This window comes from Lactiplantibacillus sp. 7.2.4, from assembly GCF_018991185.1.
GTDB classification, from domain to species: Bacteria; Bacillota; Bacilli; order Lactobacillales; family Lactobacillaceae; genus Lactiplantibacillus; species Lactiplantibacillus pentosus.
In genome coordinates this window covers 61,007-80,675 of the sequence record NZ_JAGYGS010000007.1, presented here as the reverse complement: position 1 = coordinate 80,675, position 19,669 = coordinate 61,007, and the positions used below count along the sequence as shown (strand labels likewise).

General features: G+C 47.8%; 17 protein-coding genes. 1 reads left to right on the top strand and 16 read right to left on the bottom strand.

Translation table 11 applies throughout. The annotated features are described in order from the left end of the window. Window positions 1-11: 11 nt before the first annotated feature. Entirely contained in the window at window positions 12-548 is a 537-nt protein-coding gene (locus KGF70_RS04040) for a MarR family winged helix-turn-helix transcriptional regulator (protein WP_105920364.1), read from the bottom strand. Between the two features lie 232 nt (window positions 549-780). Then, the gene (locus tag KGF70_RS04035; RefSeq protein ID WP_088770766.1) at window positions 781-1,434 is read right to left on the bottom strand and encodes a nitroreductase family protein; all 654 of its coding nucleotides are present in this window, start codon (window positions 1,432-1,434) and stop codon (window positions 781-783) included. Between the two features lie 525 nt (window positions 1,435-1,959). Between KGF70_RS04035 and nagE the strand changes: the two genes are divergently transcribed. Further along, window positions 1,960-3,951 carry an N-acetylglucosamine-specific PTS transporter subunit IIBC gene (gene nagE / locus KGF70_RS04030; RefSeq protein WP_216767633.1) on the top strand — a complete coding sequence of 664 codons (1,992 nt, stop codon included), beginning with the start codon at window positions 1,960-1,962 and terminating at the stop codon, window positions 3,949-3,951. Window positions 3,952-4,571: 620 nt separating this feature from the next. On the opposite strand, the gene KGF70_RS04025 is transcribed toward nagE, so the two are convergent. From KGF70_RS04025 to KGF70_RS03960, 14 genes are all read right to left on the bottom strand, one after another. Continuing rightward, window positions 4,572-5,339, bottom strand: a complete 768-nt coding sequence (locus KGF70_RS04025; protein ID WP_216767634.1) for an ABC transporter ATP-binding protein — start codon at window positions 5,337-5,339, stop codon at window positions 4,572-4,574. Then, entirely contained in the window at window positions 5,236-6,237 is a 1,002-nt protein-coding gene (locus KGF70_RS04020) for an ABC transporter permease (protein WP_050340162.1), read from the bottom strand. The genes KGF70_RS04025 and KGF70_RS04020 overlap by 104 nt, the downstream gene beginning before the upstream one ends. A gap of 27 nt (window positions 6,238-6,264) precedes the next feature. Continuing rightward, window positions 6,265-7,230 (bottom strand): ABC transporter substrate-binding protein, encoded by a 966-nt coding sequence (locus KGF70_RS04015; RefSeq protein WP_216767635.1) that lies wholly within the window; start codon window positions 7,228-7,230, stop codon window positions 6,265-6,267. 513 nt (window positions 7,231-7,743) lie between these two features. After that, window positions 7,744-9,255: a cell surface protein gene (locus KGF70_RS04010; RefSeq protein WP_216786414.1), complete on the bottom strand. Its 1,512-nt coding sequence runs from the start codon at window positions 9,253-9,255 to the stop codon at window positions 7,744-7,746. 444 nt (window positions 9,256-9,699) lie between these two features. Then, window positions 9,700-10,740, bottom strand: a complete 1,041-nt coding sequence (locus KGF70_RS04005) for a DUF916 and DUF3324 domain-containing protein (protein WP_209041500.1) — start codon at window positions 10,738-10,740, stop codon at window positions 9,700-9,702. A 79-nt stretch (window positions 10,741-10,819) separates the two neighbouring features. Further along, the gene (locus tag KGF70_RS04000; RefSeq protein ID WP_050340157.1) at window positions 10,820-11,587 is read right to left on the bottom strand and encodes a WxL domain-containing protein; all 768 of its coding nucleotides are present in this window, start codon (window positions 11,585-11,587) and stop codon (window positions 10,820-10,822) included. A gap of 1,209 nt (window positions 11,588-12,796) precedes the next feature. Continuing rightward, a complete protein-coding gene (locus KGF70_RS03995) occupies window positions 12,797-13,435 on the bottom strand; it encodes a CBS and ACT domain-containing protein (RefSeq protein WP_122211104.1) in 639 nt (212 codons plus the stop codon). A gap of 2 nt (window positions 13,436-13,437) precedes the next feature. Then, on the bottom strand, window positions 13,438-14,142 hold the full coding sequence (locus KGF70_RS03990; RefSeq protein ID WP_003639654.1) for an ABC transporter ATP-binding protein: 705 nt from the start codon (window positions 14,140-14,142) through the stop codon (window positions 13,438-13,440). After that, a complete protein-coding gene (locus KGF70_RS03985) occupies window positions 14,143-14,922 on the bottom strand; it encodes an ABC transporter ATP-binding protein (protein ID WP_216767637.1) in 780 nt (259 codons plus the stop codon). After that, window positions 14,915-15,877: a branched-chain amino acid ABC transporter permease gene (locus tag KGF70_RS03980; protein WP_216767638.1), complete on the bottom strand. Its 963-nt coding sequence runs from the start codon at window positions 15,875-15,877 to the stop codon at window positions 14,915-14,917. Before KGF70_RS03980 ends, KGF70_RS03985 begins: the two co-directional genes overlap by 8 nt. 13 nt (window positions 15,878-15,890) lie before the next feature. Further along, window positions 15,891-16,769 (bottom strand): branched-chain amino acid ABC transporter permease, encoded by an 879-nt coding sequence (locus KGF70_RS03975; protein ID WP_216767639.1) that lies wholly within the window; start codon window positions 16,767-16,769, stop codon window positions 15,891-15,893. A gap of 27 nt (window positions 16,770-16,796) precedes the next feature. Next, window positions 16,797-17,990 carry an ABC transporter substrate-binding protein gene (locus KGF70_RS03970; protein ID WP_216767640.1) on the bottom strand — a complete coding sequence of 398 codons (1,194 nt, stop codon included), beginning with the start codon at window positions 17,988-17,990 and terminating at the stop codon, window positions 16,797-16,799. 500 nt (window positions 17,991-18,490) lie between these two features. Further along, window positions 18,491-18,709 (bottom strand): hypothetical protein, encoded by a 219-nt coding sequence (locus KGF70_RS03965; protein WP_003639659.1) that lies wholly within the window; start codon window positions 18,707-18,709, stop codon window positions 18,491-18,493. Window positions 18,710-18,798: 89 nt separating this feature from the next. Continuing rightward, window positions 18,799-19,611 carry a matrixin family metalloprotease gene (locus tag KGF70_RS03960; protein ID WP_056952790.1) on the bottom strand — a complete coding sequence of 271 codons (813 nt, stop codon included), beginning with the start codon at window positions 19,609-19,611 and terminating at the stop codon, window positions 18,799-18,801. Between the last annotated feature and the right edge of the window lie 58 nt (window positions 19,612-19,669).

Sequence of the window (19,669 nt, the reverse complement as noted above, 5' to 3'; positions counted from 1 at the left end):
ATTTCGATTATTTAGTTGAACCACCGTGGGCCCCGTCCCCACCCTGGATGAGGACCAAAACCATGTTGCTGGCCAAAGTGCATCAATTCCCGAATATCAATACCATCCGCGTTTGCGCGCAATTTTGCCAATAAGTGTTGCAATTGTTCACATTCTTCGTCCGTTAGATTGCCGAATAACTGGTCAGCTAAATCATTGGTACCTTGGACGCGATGTGCGGCCATTTCCTGTCCACGGGCACTCAGTTTGATAATCACGACCCGTTTGTCACGCGGACTTGGCTCACGCGTAATCAGTTCCGCGTCTTCCAACCGACTCAAGGTCGCGCTGACTGAGCTGGGCCGGATGTCTAAAATTTCGGCAATCTCAGCGTTTGTCAAGCCAGCTGGCGCATCCGCTAATACCCGCAAAATACCCATCTGGCCGCGACCACCCCGATCATTACCACGGTCACCAAAATGAAATTGTTGGGCCATTGCCATCATGAACGCCCGATTCTGAAACAATTGACCAAAACTATTGAATAAATCTCGATTATGATCTGTCATGAAATCATCCTCCTACGAATTTGAATGACATTATGTTAGCACGTTAGTTAGATTAATACAACAAAAACTAACTAATTTTCTAACATTTAGCGTAAAAAACAGCTTGGACCCTGTCATAACAAGGTTCAAGCTGTTTAAAAAAATCATAGAAATTAGTCATCACGTCTAATATTTGATTGCAAACACCCACGATAACTAAATTTAAAATTCACGTTTTAACAGAATTAGTCTCTTAACAGAATTCCGTCACTTGACTGCCATCATACCGGGTCGTCGTAATCGGTTGACTGGCCGCTTTACCAATGGCAATCGCCATGACTGGCACGTACCGTTTAGGATCAAGGCCAAACGTCGTCGCAACTTTATCTGCGGCATAGCCGGCAATCGGGTTGGTGTCATAACCGTGAGCCCGGGCAATCAGTAAGAGTTGCATCGCAGCCATACTGCTGTCAATCATCGCATCGGCTTGCAGAAATTCGGGCGTCGCGTTCTCATACATTGGTAGGAACGTCTTGAAGATTTCGTCCCGTTTTTCAGGGGTGATGCGCCCTTCTTCACAAGCCTTGTTCCAAACATCGCGATAAACCAAGTGTGACTGAGTATCGCCTAAAACGAAGATCATTGCGGAACAGGAATCAATTTGTGGATAGTTGAATTTCATCAGGACGGACTTAGCCTTCGCCTTACCTTCCGCCGTATCTGCAACTACAAAATGCCAGGATTGCAAGTTGCAAGCCGATGGGGCGCTGATGGTCTCATCGATAATCGTCTGTAATTCAGCCCGGTCAATCTTAACGGCTGGATCAAATTGGCGAACTGATTGCCGGTTAAACACAACGTCTTTAAAATCATTATTCTTAATATTAGTCGTCATTGTTGCAGTCATATTAAACACTCCTCGTTCGTTTAATCTCTGTATTTTCCAGATATTGAATCCGTTTACATTTCTATTATAACCGATTTTGTGTCTAACTTCACAATTATTTTAGCCGCCTGTCATCAACTGGTTGCTGGCTCGAAACGCACACCCGGATTTGGATAACTGCAACTCATGTCAGATTACAATCGTCAATTACGCCACGTCTACCTCTGTAATGAAAAACGTCATTAGTATCTATCCACAACTGCCACAATCCCGACGATGCCAATCGGATTAAAAAACTGCTGCACTCAGTTACGACCAATATTTATTTTCGCACTAATTACCACCCGTCATTATTCATACCAGTATTATTAAATGCTGGCTGTTCACCCTCCTAACCTACTTGGGTAATTAGACCAGTTATCCCGATTAAGTCAGCTAAAATAAACCAATGGACTATACCAATATAACACGATTGAAAAAGCGCTTACAAGGCCGTACAATAATGATTGCACTTATTAATTAATCACTTTTAGGGGGATTTTGTACATGAAGAATTACTTACAACGCATGGGCCGTTCACTGCAATTGCCCGTCGCCGTTTTACCAGCCGCCGCGCTACTGGTTGGGATTGGGAACTGGTGGGCAGCCGCCAGTAACGATATCGTCGCGCACTTCTTACAAGCTGGCGGTAACGCTGTTTTGGGGCAGTTACCACTACTGTTCGCCGTCGGATTAGCCTTAGGGATGTCCAAGGACAAGGATGGCGCTGCAGCCCTAGCCGGCCTCGTTGCCTTCGAATTACCGACCAACGTTTTGAAGCCTGAGTCAGTGGCAACGCTGCTCAATATTAAGATTGCGACCGTCAATCCAGCTTTTAATCAAATTGGAAACGTTCTCATCGGGATTCTTTCCGGTCTGATCGCGGCTGCACTGTATAATCGTTTTCACGAAACTAAGTTGCCAATGGCGTTGTCCTTCTTTAGCGGCAAACGCTTAGTCCCAATTTTAGCTGCAGTGACGATGCTGCTCGCCAGTGTCGTCTTGCTGATCGTTTGGCCACCCGTTTATGATGTACTGGTTGCCTTTGGTAAACTTATTGTTGGCTTTGGTGCAGTTGGTGCCGGACTCTACGGCTTTTTCAACCGCCTATTGATCCCAACTGGGCTACATCAAGCCCTGAACTCCGTTTTCTGGTTTGACGTCGCTGGCATTAATGATATTGGGAAATTCATCGCTCACAAAGGAGTCAAAGGGATTACCGGGATGTATCAAGGTGGCTTCTTCCCCGTCATGATGTTTGGCCTTCCAGCCGGGGCATATGCAATTTACCGCAATGCACGTCCTGAACGCAAAGTTGAAACGGCCTCATTGATGATGGCCGGGGCCTTCGCTTCCTTCTTCACCGGGGTAACGGAACCTTTGGAATTCTCATTCATGTTCGTCGCCTGGCCGCTCTACGTGTTGCACGCCGTTTTCACTGGCTTATCGCTAGGATTTGCCGCCTTCATGCACTGGACCGCTGGATTCGCCTTCTCAGCCGGGTTCGTTGATTACGTGCTCAGTCTAAGCAACCCGATTGCCAATCATCCACTGATGCTGATCCCACAAGGCTTAGTTCTAGCCGTGATTTACTACTTCGGCTTTAATTTTGCCATCAAGAAATTCCATCTGATGACACCTGGTCGCGAACCGATCACTGCCGACGATGCCGATGATTTGGCATTAGCTTCGGTCGCCACGGATGCTGATGATGACAAGTACACCCGCCAAGCCAAGCAAATTTATGCCGCATTGGGCGGTGCCGACAACTTGACGGTCATCGACAATTGTACGACGCGTTTGCGGCTCCAACTCAAAGACACAGGCACCATCAACGAAGCCGCCATCAAACACAGTGGCGCTGCCGGCATCAATAAGTTGGATGAACACAACTTACAAATTATTATCGGAACTGAAGTCCAATTCGTTGCTGACGCGCTTACTAAGCTGAAAGCCGCCAATGCACCGATTTCGACCACGTTTGCTTCAAATGAAGAAGGCCCCACAACTACTGAAATGCCGGGCATCACGAGTGGCGTGACGACTGATTTTTACAGCGTGGCGAACGGTCAATATGTCGATATTGAAGCGGTGGCAGACAAGACCTTCGCGGATAAAATGCTGGGCGATGGATTCGCCATCAATCCAAGTGACGGGACGATTTGTGCGCCCATCGATGGTACCGTTAGCACCGTCTTCCCCACCAAACACGCGATTGGTTTCAAGACCGCATCCGGCCTCGAAATTCTGCTACACATGGGAATCGACACGGTCGAATTAAACGGCGGCCCCTTCGAGATTCTCGTTCAGGCCGACCAACCCGTTCAACATGGTGAAGTCGTAGCCAAGGTTGATTTAGACGCAATTAACGCCGCTGGCAAGGACGCCACGATGATGGTCATCATTACCAATATGGCTGCCGTCAACTTGATGAAGTTCAAAATGCTCAGTAACCAAGTCAACGTTAGCGATGAAATCATGCTAGTCACTACCAAGTAAGGGACACGGTTTGGTGGCGTTTCATTCATCACATCGGATCGTTTGGTCAGCTAGACTGCCGATTGTTCGTTAATAAAATAAACGTTATGCTGGCGTCACCAATCCAAAAGCCGGTTCCACAAGGTGGTTGAAACCACTCACGGAACCGGCTTTTAATATGGAAACACTTGGGCTAATAATTTTCAGACAATTATTTTTATTCCTTCAGTGTCAATCCGCTTCAAATCAGCGTTTTAGTGCACATTTAAGACTTAGTGTAACCAGCGAATTCATGAGGTTGATTGCCAGCAATGTACACTCTGTGAATATTTACGCCTATAAATATAAATGTTACCATCAAACTAAGTTAACACTACTTGCACTGAACTGAGCAGTTGCCCTGCAATAACCGCGGTCATCGCCCCAAATGAACGCATACTGCATCAGTGCGATAAAATCGAGGAGGCCCACCATGTCCGTATACACCGGAGATTACATCTTCATCATATCCGTCATCGCCTTTTTTCTCATCGTCGGCGGCATCATCTGGTTAATCGCCCGCCGATTACATTAATCGGTGCGGTCCCGACTGATCACAAAGGCGCAGCGGTCTCGAAATCGACCTGCTGCGCCTTTTTTAGTTACCCTGCAAACATCGTCAACAACTCATCCGCCTGCAACGCTCGTTTGGCTGCCCCACGGACATCTAACTTGATCTGGCCATCTTGGACCATCACCAAACGGTCGCCGTACGCAAGCGCATCACTCATCTTGTGGGTAATCATCATGGTCGTCAGCTGATTAGCCTTCACAATTTTTTGCGTCAACGCCATCACCTCGGCGCTCGTTTGTGGGTCAAGGGCGGCGGTGTGCTCGTCTAACAGTAACAATTCAGGGTGGCTGAGCGTGGCCATCAATAAGGATAAGGCCTGTCGCTGCCCACCCGACAAGTATTTCACCTGGGTATTCAAACGCTGTTCCAAGCCCATGTTGAGGCTGGCCAATAAGTCCAAATACTGCGCTTCTTGGTCACGACGCCAATACCGACGCAGACTCAAGCTTCCGGTATGCCGAGCCGCTAACGTTAAGTTCTGGGCAACGCTCAAGTCACCCGCTGTCCCTAATTTGGGATCCTGAAAGACGCGGGCGACCCACCGTGAGCGGTACGCAACGGGCCGATTGGTTACCCGGTGCCCGGCCAGTTCGATTTCCCCGGCATCGGTGCTGAGCGTACCGGCAATCGTGTTGAGCAGTGTCGACTTACCAGCCCCATTATTGCCAATCACGGCCACGAATTCGCCGGGTTCAATCGTTAGATTCACGTCCTTTAAGACGTGCCGCTCGTTGCTGGTTCCCGGAAAGAAGACCTTTTGTAAGTGTTGTACGTTCAGAATGGCTGGTTGTGGCATATTGATCGACTCCAATCTCTTTGAGGTACCGGCGCAATTGTCGTTTGGTCCGGTATTTATTTTGTAATAGTGGCAAACAAATCACGATAACGAGAATCACTGCGGATAAAATCTTAAGGTCGTTGACTGGAAATCCTAGGCCCATCGCTAACGTCAATAGATAACGATAAACGATGGCCCCAACGACCATCCCAGTCAAACGAACCCACATCTGGCGGCCGTGTAAGAAGATTTCACCAACGAGGACTGACGCTAAGCCAATCACAATCGTTCCGATGCCCATCCCGATATCCGCATAACCGTTGCTCTGAGCAATCAGCCCACCTGATAAGGCAATCAGCCCGTTAGATAGCATGTAGCCAATAATCACCATTCGATCGGTATAAATACCATTGGCGGCACTCATTGCCGGGTTGTTCCCCGTCGCCATTAAGGACAAGCCCAACCGAGTCGCAAATAGCCAGATCAGTACGATCACGACCATTAACGTGACGCTGGCCCCGACAACAATCGTTTGCAAGTCCGGTGACCAGCTGGCTGGTAAACCCATCATCAACGTTTTTTGCGCGAGTAGCGGGATGTTCGCCTTACCCATAATGTGCATATTGATTGAATACAACCCGGTCATCGTTAAAATTCCGGCCAGTAATGACGGCATTTTCAACTTAGTATCGAGCATCCCCGTCACCCATCCGGCGGCACAGCCACTGATGAAACCAAGTAGGCTGGCAGTCACCGCTGATTGGCCGGCCAACATCGCACTAATCGTCACCGCCGCCCCGAGCGGGAAGCTACCTTCCGTCGTCAAATCTGGAATGTTCAGAATTCTGAAAGTTAAGAAGACCCCAATCACGAGTGGCGCCCATAATAATCCCTGACCAATACTTGTCGTTAACATCTTATTTCGACTCCTTTCGTGACGTGCCTAAGGTTGTTTGATACTACTTGGTTTGATGCCAATCGCGTTGGCATTTGACTTATTGACATACAGGTGTAACTTGTCTGCCGTTTGGACCGCCATCGTCTGTGGCTTCTGCTTTTTAACTAACACTTGGTAGGCCATCTTCCCAGTCTGTTCGCCTAATTCAGAGTAGTTCAGCCCATAGGTCGCCGTGCCGCCATCTTCAGCCATTTCAATCGAACCAGTCACAACTGGTAATTTGGCAGCGGTCGCTTTCTGACCAATCGTCTTCATCGCACTCGCCATCAAGTTATCCGTCGGCAAGTACAGCCCAGAAATCTTACCTGTCAAACCGGCTAAGACACTCGCGACATCATTAGTACTGGTGGCGCTGACGACCTTTAAATCAATGTGATGCTTCTTGGCATACGCCTTGGCAATCTTGACTTGTAACACGGAATTTTCTTCCGATGAGTTATACATCATCCCTAACGGCTTATTGCCAGTCGCCATATTTTTCAGCAGTTGTAATTGCTTCCCGACCGGCATCAAATCACTCGTCCCACTAACATTGGTCTGCGGTTTGGCATCACTCTTGACCAATCCGGCAGCCTTTAAATCCGTGACCGCTGTGACTAAGGTCGGTATACTGGTCGTCTTTTTTGCCAGCGCCTGAGCTGCAGGCGTCGCAATTCCCACTAACAGATCATTTTTTTGCTGAACTAACTGCTGGCTCATCGTGTTCAAGTTGCTTTGGTCGCCCTGCGCATTCAAGTAGCGATACTTGACCTTGAGCTTACTATCATGCGCCTTCAATTCCTTTTGTAATCCGGCTTTGAAGCCTTTGCGTGCCTGGTCCAATGACCCGTGTTGCACCACTTGTAAAATCCCGATTGAAACGGTCTTCTTATTAGCCGTTGCTTGTTGGCCACAACCGGCGAGCAGTAAGCCGGCACCTAAAATAACACCTGTTAAAATTGTCTTTTTCATCTTGAAATTCCCCTTAATCGTTGTGTGATTTGCCCCAATACCATCAACGTCTTGATGAACCGGACTGAAAATAAAAAAACACCAGCTAGATTCTCGGAAGAATCCACCTGGTGTTTTATCGGGCCCGATATTTTTCCAGATAGATTGTCCCTGCATCTATCTGGCGTTTAAGTCATGTTGAATAACTTTAGCTCTCGATAGATACAAACGCGTTGCGTGCGCTTGTATCCATCAAACGAATACAAACGCTATCTAAAGAAAAAGCTAAAGGCAAATTGAATATTTAGTTGAAGGTTAGTTGTTAATGACATGGTTGTCATCCTCCGTTTCAATTTATAGCTTATAGTAAACCATGGCTGTCACTTACTTGTCAAGTCTGAACTTAACTATTTATTCACTGTGGCTGAAACAGAGCAATTCTTAAGTTCAAATGCGGCCAGTTGAGAACCACTGGAAACAGTGCTAGGTTGCCGTAAACTTGCTGTTGTAGGAACGTCTCTATTCTTGATTATCCTAGTTATCCGGCGTATCAGTCAGCGTCCACTTCAAAGTCCCTTGATAGGTGTCAGCGTAGATTCCGGGCTGTACGGAAAGACCAATGCCCTTCGTACTGGACCAGTCGCTCGTCACCTTGGTGTCGGTAGTACCGGCGACTTTTTGACCTTGCTGGACCAACATGGATTGATTTGTGAGTACCGTATCGGTGGAACCATCGCGATAAATCAGATCACCTTTTAGCGTCCGACCTGTTACCGTCGTGGATGTCAGCGGTGTCGCACTCACGTATAAGTACCACTTAGACCCGGTCGAGCGGGTGTCTGCGACCGTCACGTTCATCGTGCTAGTCGGTTGATAGACGGTCGGATTGACTGGCACCGTTAAGTTACCAAATCCGAGGCTACTACTCAATTCACTAAAGGATAAGGTCCCCGCTAACTTAGTGACTTGCAGGGCCAATTCTTCTGAGGTCAAACCACTAGCACTCTTCGCATAAACGTGAACCGTGGTGCTCTCATTATCAGCTAGACCTTTGAACGTTGTGACCAGGTCCGACTCGCTAGCATAATAGGTCATTGTGTCACTGGCATTGCTAGGATTAGTCGCAACGACCCCGGCTTGTTTGACCAGCCAACTCACAACATCCGCATCACTCGTCAGGCCTTCCAAATCAGTGACCGACAAGTTAACGCTAGTCGTCGTACTCTTAATCGTCAATGGTGCGACCGTCACGTCTTTGGTAACTGATTCGGATTCACCGTAATCAGCGTCACCAGTCTGCGTGACCGTGACGGAACTGACGCCATTCAACGTATTATTGAGTTTGATTTCATACTTACCATCACTGCCGATCGTTGCCGTATAGGTCGTCCCATTGATGGTCGTGCTGACCGTATTACCAGCAATTCCACTCCCCGTCAGCTTACTGTCCGTCGAGGTCGGTGTATCCAGCGTCGTTTTCAGACTAACCTTGTTAAAAATAGCTAAACGGTAGGTTGCCGTCACACCACTAGTTGTTGTGAGCCGGAAGCCGACATACACGGGCAAATCATCTTTCAGTTTACTCATATTGACTGAAAGCGTTTTGGTTGAATTCATCGTAACTGAACTCGTCCCATAAGCCATATTTGACGGCGTGGTCGTCACTAGAGATGTACCGGAATCAGCATCCGCAGACTTGTAGAAAACGTCATAATACAGCGATTTGATCTCAGCTGAATTAGCCGTTAACGTCCCACTAAAAGTCAATGCCATACTAGTCGTTTTGGTGGAGAGCCGCCCCTCATTGGCATAGTTGGCCGTGACCTTAGTCAGCTTAGGATACGACCCAATCCCACCAGAAATGTTATAACCAACGACATTTCCCGTTTCATAAATTGTATAGTACGAGGTACTGCTCGTCGGCATCGTTGTCATCGCCGAGGTCAATCCAGTAGCCGCATGTCCAGTCACTCGTAATCCCCATAAGAGGCACAGGCCACTGACTAGCAATAAGCTTAGACTAATGATTTTTTGATAACGTCGCACGCGTGTCCCCTCCCCTTAGTGTCCGGCTGATTTGCCAGATTAATCCGAGCGCTACTAATGTGAGCACCCCGAACAATTGCTGATAGCGGCGCAGCGACTCCCCGGTTTGTGGTAACTGACCCTTCGTCAAAGTACGCTGTAATTGGCCAGCAAAGTCAGCCTCACGCGTCAATACTCGCCGTGTCTGATAAATCGTATCGCCTTGTGGAATTTGGCCCGTCGCTGTTGGCGTGGTTGGTTTAGTTCCCGCATAAAAACTAATCTGAGTCTCTGTCGTTCCCAGCGGTTACGCCGTTGCCAGCACAGCTGGTCCTAACCATAACCATACAAGTAGCCCCAATCCGATTCCCATCAATCGTCGTCTCCACATCGGTCAGTCCCCCCTTTTTCCTGAGTCTCCATGGTCACCGCTTATCAACTTGCTAATTTCTATCTTAAAAGTCCTTATTTTTGCGTTTGCCGCCGTTTTTTGAGCCAGAGCACTAGCCACAAGACCAGTAACACAATGATCAGCATGCCGAGCGCCCCAAGGCCAATCAGCCACCAAATACTGATCCCGTTATCGTCGACCGTGTCATCGTTATACGTCTTGGCCGTCGCTGCACTGATTTTGAAATCGCGGTCAAAGGTCCACTTATGGTCACTATTGGTTGCGACCATGTGCAAGTGGTAGGTCCCCGCCTGTAATTTCTGCTTATTCAACAACATTGGATAATTAAACGTCGTATTCGGGGCTAACATCACGCCCTTTTTAGTCGCTTTAACGACAGTCTTATCGCTATCCTTGGCCGTGACCACCGTCTTCATGGTGACCCGCGGAATCATGACCGCCGTTGTGTTGCGTAACGTCGCGACAATGCTACGGTGGTAGTTGACCATCCCAGCCGAAACGTCACTTAATTTTAAAACTGGTGATGGCGCAGTCCCCAAACTGTACTTGATGCCAATCACATAGGAATAGACGCTACTAACGTTGGTCGCGCCTTTGACTTCACCGGTCACTTTTTGATCAACTCGTTTGAAATACCAGCCACCAAGTAACGCCCCATTGAAATCACTCGTCGGCATCGTGGTTTTAGCACTCACGACTTTGGAACCGTTAGCCGGTACCGTGACGGTAGTTGGGCCCTGAATCTTAGTCAATTGGTCCACTCGATACCGCAGTGACGCGTCATACTTTTTCGCCGGTGTCACGTATTCGATGGCTCCCGCCGAATTGGTATAGGCGGTATGAATGCCCATTTTCACGCGAATATCACGATTAGTCGTGTTATAGATACGCGTCCGTAACGTTTGCGTTTGTCCCGACTTCATTTTTAAATCAAAAAAGGTTGCTTGCTTATCAATCTGATTATCAGGTGTTTGGGCCGATACGCTGAAACCGATATTATTGGTACTACTATTGGCCGCCTGTGCCGGAATGGCTGCTGCCAAGCCTCCGACGATAAATAAAATTGCAGCGATGCTTTGCATTAATTTTTTCATGATTTACGTCCCCCCACCGTCATTTTATGTAAAAGAGACGCCCACTGCTTGGCAATGGTCATCTCATGTGTTCGTTATTTTAATTATCTGCGGATGACGTTAATGTCCAGTTCAAAACACCTTTGTACGTGGTTGCGGAAGCCGTGTTCGCGACAACGTTCAACTTGATTGCCGTTGGGTCCAGCAAGTCAGAAGTAATCCCGGCACCGTTCTTATCTGCGGCGGTCAGGACAACTCCAGAAGTCGCACCCGTAAAGGTCGCACCAGCACTAGTTGACGCTTGGCTACCTAAGTCCAAGTCAACGGCTTGACCAGTCGCACCGTTACCAGCGGTACTACCAGAACCAGCAGTGGCACCAGTCGAAGTAACCGTTCCAGCAGGCAAGCTAAGTGTAGCGCCCTTCAAGCTGCTCAAGTTACCATCCGTCCCATCTGCGGCCGCAACACTCAGCGTCCAGCCGGCGTTGGTCCCACGTTGGTCAGAGACTTGTAACCCAACCTTGTTAGTCGTCCCCATCATCACAGTGCTAGAAGCATCAGCCGCGTAGCTTTGATTATTGATGACGTCAATTTGGTTAGAACCGAAACCTAACTTACTTGGTGCATAAATCAATGATAAGCCCGCACCAGCACTGGCACCGTTGTCCCCGTCACCAGGATTTAATGGCTTCGTTGGATCAGTTGGATCTACCGGATCAACTGGATTGGTGGTGTTGGCTGTAAACGTTGCCGTTGTATCAGTCGTCCCACTACGGTTCTCCCCATCTGCGGCGTTTGCAACAATCGGTGCCAACGCACCTAATAACATCGTACTCGTCATTAGTAGACTGCCTACTACTTTTTTCATAATGTGACATCCCCTTTGTTTGACCTAATTCATTAACTGCATTAATAATTTACCACATCTGCAAACAATTACAACCCCTTAATCTTTGCATCACTTCTCGATTAAACGTTAAAAGTCAATAGAGTCAACATTTATAGGACGTTTCATAATAATTATTAAATTTTTGTTAAGTGCACAATTTAATGTCACAAAATTTAACCGCTGTCATTATGCCAACGGATAGGCTTCAGCTAATCACCATTTTATTTATATATCGATAACTAATTACGCTTAAATAGTCATTTTATTGTTCGACCAGTAACTTATGTTCATCTGATTGATAATGGCGTATAAGTCCTGGCACGGAACTGTTTTCGTTTATTCCTCACAACTGTTAGGTCCGTGGAAACTGTCACGATTAAATATAAGAAAGTTTATACCTCGTATCGCTTGGTTAACGATAACGGGATTTATGAACAGCGCTTAAAAACGCCCCAAGCAGATTGGCTTGGGGCGTCTTAATTAGTCTTTACTTGTCCAGTAGTACTCACAATTTATCGACATGAATCATGATTAAATCGTGCCAGTTCTTAAGTTCAAAAGCGGCCAGCTGAGACCCGCTGGAAAAAGTGCGAGTTACCGTAAACTTTCTGTGGTAGATGCTTCCTACGCCGGCTTTCTCACCCATGCTTTAATACTTCGGACACTTGGCTTCACTGAACTTGTCAGATTTTTCTCTAATCGTTTGAGCTAGCAAAGTCTCAAATTATGAACGAAAGTAATTTTATCCACTAAATTCAAGACTAGGGTCCGTTGAATTTAGCGAATAATATTCAGGTAATCTTCTCAGTACTTAAATGCCATAAAGCATTACCGATTTCACTTAAACATTTGCCTGAAGGACCATTCACCTAATATTCAGTAATCAATTGCACCAATTTAGGTGGCCGTTCATCCGCCATTCGAACGGCTTCCCGACTGGAGGGGCTGGCTGACAATGCTCAGTAGCCAAATTATTCTTAGCTGGAAGTGGGTTGCTTCCAGCTTAGAATAAGACTCGTATTTGAAATTGCGCAGTGGGCTTCTGCGTGAGTTCAAATCGACGTCGGCTGCGTTCCAGCAATTGTCAGCCGGCCCCGGAAGTCGGAATAGGAGATCACCGGCTGACGAACAGTAAGCCAGACAATCGCATGATTTAGTCACGACCCATGACAAATCATCAACACCCCACTAGTTCTGACTAACTGGCTGCACATCGAAGCCCGCAGCAATCAAGGCTTGATTCACCGGTTCCGCGAGTTCGCTGTTGACGTGGAGTTCAATGATTTTAGTGGCTTGGTGGTTGACGACCATCAACGTTTGAATACTGAGGTCATTGGCTGCCAGCACCTTGCTGATTGCGAAGATGACACCGACTTGGTCGTGATGGATGACGACCCGCGTCACGATACCGGGTTCACCGTAGCCGGTAATGTTCAAAAACGCATCGAGAATATCGTTGTTAGTAATGATACCAACAACTTGGTGATCATTCATGACCGGTAAGACACCAATTTTGTGCCGGCGCATGGTCGCAATGGCGGTCTCTAACTGGGCATCCGCCGCAACGGTCTGGACCTCAGTCGTCATGATTTGATCGACGGTCGTTTTATTTAATAAGTAGTTTAATTCGTAGACCGACAAACTCGTCGCTTGCGAAGGTAACGCACGTTGGATGATACCGTGCGTAATTAACCCGACCATTTGATTGCCATCCATGACCGGTAACCGGTGAATTGAATTTTTCTTCATTAAATCTACCGCCACACTAATGGTCGTTTTAGGATTGACAACGACTAAGTGGGCAGTCATATAATCTGCAACACTCATACTTAACCCCCTAGATAAGCTTTTTGTACATCCGCATTCGCCAACAACTCCGAGCCTTTGCCGCTCAATTTGACTTGTCCACTAGCCAGGACGTAGCCGCGGTCAGCAATTTTTAGCGCCTGATTGGCATTTTGCTCAATCAGTAAAACGGTCGTACCAGCCTGATTGATTGCTTTGATAATTTCAAAAATTTCGTTAATGAAAATGGGGGCCAACCCCATTGATGGTTCATCGAGCAACATTAATTTGGGCGCTGCCATTAACGCGCGACCCATCGCTAGCATCTGCTGCTCGCCACCGGATAACGTCGCGGCATCCTGGTGTCGCCGTTTCTTCAAAATAGGGAAATAATCATAGACCCGTTGATAAGCATCCGCTAATTGTTGGCGGTCACGACGCAGAAAGGCGCCCATCTGCAGATTTTCTTGTACGGACAATCCAGGGAACACGTGGCGACCTTCGGGAACTTGTGAAATTCCTGCTCGCACGATTTTAGGCGCGGCGGTCTTTTGAATGGGTTGGTCTAAATACCGAATCGTTCCGCTAGTTGGTCGCATTAACCCCGAAATCGTGTGTAGCAACGTCGACTTACCAGCACCATTTGCACCAATCAAGGTCACGATCTCACCTTGTTTGACTTCAAAACTAACGCCCTTGACCGCCTGAATCGCACCATAGTTCACGACTAAATCTTGTACTTCAAGCATTTACATTCCTCCCAAGTAGGCCTTGATGACTGCTGGATCGTGCTGAATCTCTTCCGGCGTCCCGGTAGCCAGTAATGCGCCGTGTTCCAACACGTATAGCCGTTCGACGACGTTCATCACAAGTGACATATCGTGTTCGATCAAGACGACGGTGATGTGAAATTCCTGTTGAATCCGGCGAATCAGGCGGGTCAAATCAGCCGTCTCTTCGGGATTCATGCCCGCGGCCGGTTCATCCAAAAAGAGCAACTTTGGCTTAGTCGCCAAGGCCCGCACGATTTCAAGACGGCGTTGAATCCCATAAGGCAAGTTCTTCGCCGGTTGGTCGGCTACGGCGGTCAAATCAAACATCGCGAGTAGTTCTTGGGCGGCCACCGTCATCGCATGTTCAGTGCGGTAGTAGTGTGGCAACCGCAGAATACTGGTCGTAAAGCCCTCCCGGTAATGATTCGTCATCGCAATGCGCACGTTATCGAGCACACTCATCGCTTTGAAGACCCGGATATTTTGAAAAGTCCGCGAAATCCCAATCCGAGCAATCGCAGCCGGCTGTTTACCGGTCAACGCCACCACACCGTTATCCGTATAAAAACTGATGCTGCCGGCACTGACGCCTGTTTCACCAGTCAATAGGTTGAACAGCGTCGTTTTACCAGCCCCGTTTGGCCCGATCAGTCCAATCAATTCGTCCTGGTCAAAATGCAGTGAGACGTCCGAGACCGCGGTCAGGCCACCGAAATTTTTGACTAAGCCCTGTGCATCTAATAATCGACTACTCATGATTGATGGCCTCCTTGCTCCGCCGACGGTTAAACAAGCGGTCAAATGAGAATTCCCACGTGCCTAACAAGCCTGCTGGTTTAAAAATCATAATTAGAATCAACGCCAGTGAATAGATAATCATCCGAATCGTCCCAAAGTTCTGGAATACCGTATCTAGGGCTCCCAAGACGATGGCGGCCACAAACGTCCCGGTAATACTGCCGACACCACCAAGCACCACGATAATCAAAATCGCAATCGATGCCATGATATTGAAGTCACCAGGAGCAATCGTTTGAATGTAAGCGGCGTGTAAGGAACCGCCAATTGCCGCGGTGGCGGCGCCAAAGACGAAGGCCGCAAGCTTCCAACGGGTCGTATTGATCCCCATCGCACCAGCTGCTAACTCATCATCGCGGACCGCCATGACTGCCCGGCCACCACGACTGTGAATAAAGTTGACCGTTACGATCGTCGTTACACACATCATGACGTAGACCGTTGCCCACGAAGCCAACGGTGGAATATTGAACAGTCCAGCCGCCCCATTCGTGATTTTTAAGTTGTTGATTAAGATGCGAATGATTTCGGCGGCGCCCATCGTGGCAATTGCGAGATAATCACCGCGCAACCGCAACGTTGGAATGCCAACAATAATCGCAGCGACAATCGCGATCACCACCCCGACGACCATCGACAGGAAGAAGCCCGCTGGTGTCGCCATCGTCTGGGTCATAATCCCGGTCGCATAGGCACCAATCGCCATAAAGCCGGCGTGACCAAGTGAAAATTGACCCGCAAAGCCAATAATTAAATTAAGTCCAACTGCCAAAATCACGTTAATGCCAATCGTGACGAGCATGTTTTCAATAAACGAATTAATTAGCCCCATCAATTCAAAGCCGTCAATCGCCACGAAGCCGACGACCATCACGCCTAACCAAGCGAGATTCGCTTTCAGATTTGCTTTCATGTTGTGCCGCCTCCTATACTTTTTCCTTGGTTCGTTTGCCAAAAATCCCGGCTGGCATAACGAGCAAAATCACGATCAGGACGAAGTAGACGACCGCATCCTTGTAAGCGGACAAGCCGATTGCTTGAACGCCCGTCTCCAAAATACCAATGATGAAGCCGCCAATCGACGCACCCGGGACCGAGCCAATGCCACCAATGACTGCGGCAACAAAGGCTTTAATACCAGGTGTCATGCCCATCAGGGGGTCAATCGAATTGTAGTAAAGACCAATCAACACGCCCGCCGCACCGGCCATCGCTGACCCGAGGGCAAACGTAAACGAAATGGTATGGTTCAAATCAATCCCGACCAACTGGGCCGCTTCTGGATCAACTGACACGGCCCGCATCGCCTTGCCCATCTTGGTACGTTTGATAATCAACTCCAACAAAACCATCAGCAAGCAGGCCGTTCCTAAAATCAATAACTGAACGTTAGAGACTCGCAGTCCACCCCAATGATAGGTGACCACTTTGATGGCTTGGGGGAACGACCGCGCGCTCGCACCCACGAAATAGGACATGCCATTTTCAAGTAAGAATGAGACCCCAATCGCCGTAATCAAAGCGGTGATTCGCGGTGAATGGCGCAGCGGTCGATAAGCGAAATACTCAATGATGACACCACTCACCGCGCAGACAATCATTGCCGAGCAGAGTGCTTCTAAGAAATTAAAGTGCAGTGACCTGAGGCTGTAATAGCCCCAAAAGGCGCCCAACATATAAATATCGCCATGCGCGAAGTTAATTAATTTGATAATGCCATAGACCATCGTGTAGCCCAACGCTAGCAGCGCATAGATGCTGCCGAGCGATAAGCCGTTAATGAGTTGTTGTCCAAATGTCTGCATATGTGTTCCCCCATGCGCTTACTTAAGCTATTTAACGTTATAAACCTTGCTGACCGTGCCATTCGTCAACTGTTCGATTGAAATCGTCTTTTCAGGATTATGTTGCTTGTCGATCGTGGTCGTCCCAGTCACACCCTTAAAGTTCTTGAGTTTGGCCAAGCCATCCGCAATTTTGACGGAGTTCGCTGAACCCTCTTTTTCGATTGCGGACTTGATCATGTAAACTGAATCGTAAGCAAACGCGGAGAAGGTTGGTGCCGTGCTACCATACTTGGCTTTGTAGGCGCTCATGAACTTCGATGCGACCTTGTTCGTTGCACTCGCCTTAGTCGAGAACGGCGTCGTGTAATAAACGTTGGTGGCGTTCGACTTACCGGCGATTTGGGCCAACTTCGCACCCGCCATCCCGTCACTACCGACGATTGGAACCTTGATGCCCGCTTGACGTGCTTGTTTAACAATCAGACCAATTTCGGAATAATAGCCAGGCGCATAAATCGCATCGATTTTCTTATGTTTCAGGGAAGTCAAAACGGCGTTGAAGTCCTTATCGCCTTCCTGGAAGGTCTGGCTGCTGACAACCGTACCGCTATATTGCTTCTTGAACGCTTTGGTCAACCCCGTCCCGTAGTCACTGGAGTTATCGGTCAAAATTGCGACGCGTTTGGCCTTCAGCTGCTTGGTCACAAAATTGGCGGCAGTGGAACCTTGGAAATTATTCTGATAGCAAGCCCGGAATATGTACTTTTGAACCTTGCCACTCTTTTGCAACGTGTAGTCGGGATCGGTCGCTGAAGGACTCACGGACGGCACGGCAGCCTTAGTCATGTTCGGAATGGCCGCGGTCCCAGCGCTCGTGGTGGCTGGTCCAACGACGGCCACGACCTTATCGTTATTGACCAATTGCGCAGCCACTGATGCCGCCGTGGTGTTCGAAGTCTTATTGTCGCGAATGACCAATTGAATCTTCTTCTTGGTTCCGCCGACCTTGATACCACCCTGCTTATTGATTTGTTTGACGGCCAACTGAATTCCTTGCTTCTGTTGTTCACCATAACCGGCAGCGGAGCCTGATAGTTCCATGTTGACCCCGATCTTGATCGTCTTGCCTGGATTATTTCCTTGACTAGAATTCGACTTAGCGGTCGCACAACCTGCCAACGTCATTGCCATCGCACCCACTGCCGCAATCTGCATCGTTCGTTTTTCCCATGTTTTCATTTTCAATTCCCACTTTCTTTTTTGATTGAAACTAGTTGAAACCCCAATCCTCCTTATGTCACAAAAAGGCCTCATCCACCGTAGTGAATGAGGCCTTTTCATGGAACTGAGCCTCATTACCACAATGGGAAAGAAGGGCTCAGTTCACTTGAATTTTGAGTTTTAACTCAAGGTCAAGTGACCGGGTCCTTCTTCGTTAATAATAAGGCTAAGTTTTGAACAGCAAGGGTCGTCAACAAATTGGTTAGGTTAGATTGAATTTTCATTGTTGACGCACCTCGCTTTCAAAAAGTTTTTTTGTTTAGTTGATGTTTCTTAGGTTAATTAATTTTCGGTGATAAGTCAAGCAAATTTTTTAATTATTTTTATATTAATTAAAAATCAGCCTCGCCATGGCCGGTCTTCTTGAAGACTAAAAAAATGCGAAAAAAAAAAAGAACGGCTGACAATTATGTCACCGTTCTCTTCGAAAAATTAGGCCGTCATGGTCGTTATTTTAGTTAAGCCTTTAGGAGTTTTTCAACTTCGCTCTTGAGCTTAGCTTCGTCCATACTCATATAAGGCGCTACTTCGTCAGCCGTCTTGTCGGTATCATGACTATCCGCGTCCATAAAGTGATTCCAGATTGCATCCCGTACAGGTAACTTGGAATCGCTCCAATCAAACACGTCCGTCATCCGTTCGTCTAACATACTGTTCATTTCAACTGCTGCAGCCATACTAAAACAACTTCCTTTCTAATTTTCGGTACACCTCAATTATAGGTCATCATTTTAAAAATGGTTAAATTTTGTCTGACTTTTTTCACTTAGGCGTTCTTTTGGTAAATTGTTCGTAAGGCCGCAATGTCAGCTGACGATAAACTGCTTTTGCCTTGCGAGATTGGATACATCACCGATTCTTTAGACGTACTGTGGTCTAATCCCAGTGCGTGCCCGAGTTCATGGACCGCAACGGACTTGCTGAACGCTGACGAGTACGAGCCATTCAGACTAGCCGTCGCATTATTCCAATACTGGGTGCCACGCCAACTGATCTGTTTGGTGATGTCTGGGCCCCCATGACCAAGTTCAACACTGGTAGAACCGGCTGACATCTTCTTGTGGTACATTGAAAAAGTGACGGAATTCTGGGTGCCGCTCGCCTTGCCCGCAACTAAGTGGACAAGTCCGGTCTGGTTATAAGTGGCGACCGCTTCTTTAAAGACTAGGCGAGCCGCTTTCGGTAAGTTACTTGAAAATGTGTAATAATAAGTCTTTTTCAGGGTCGTGTTCTGCACGATTGATTCGATTGGTGTCGCGTCAGTGGTACTCGTCGATGACGAAGCCGCCACTGAACTGGATTCACTGGCACTGCTCGTACTTGTCGTGCTACTTGCTGACGAGTTATTCGTACTGTCGCCTGATGACTGAGTCGTTGTCGAGTCAGCCGTCTCACTGGTCTCATCCGCATCTAACAGATGGCTTGATAAGTCCCCAGATAAGGCTGCTGCCAAGTTCTTCTGACTAGTCTGATATAAGGCAACGGCGCGGGGCGCCAACGTATCATAGTGGCGCCAGCCAAAAATGACCAGTCCAATCAAACAAAGTGCTTTCAACCCACGAATCAGATTTTTTAGCATTATGCGCGCTCCTCTTAATATTCTAAAATGGGACGGGGACATTTATTGCTTAATTAAA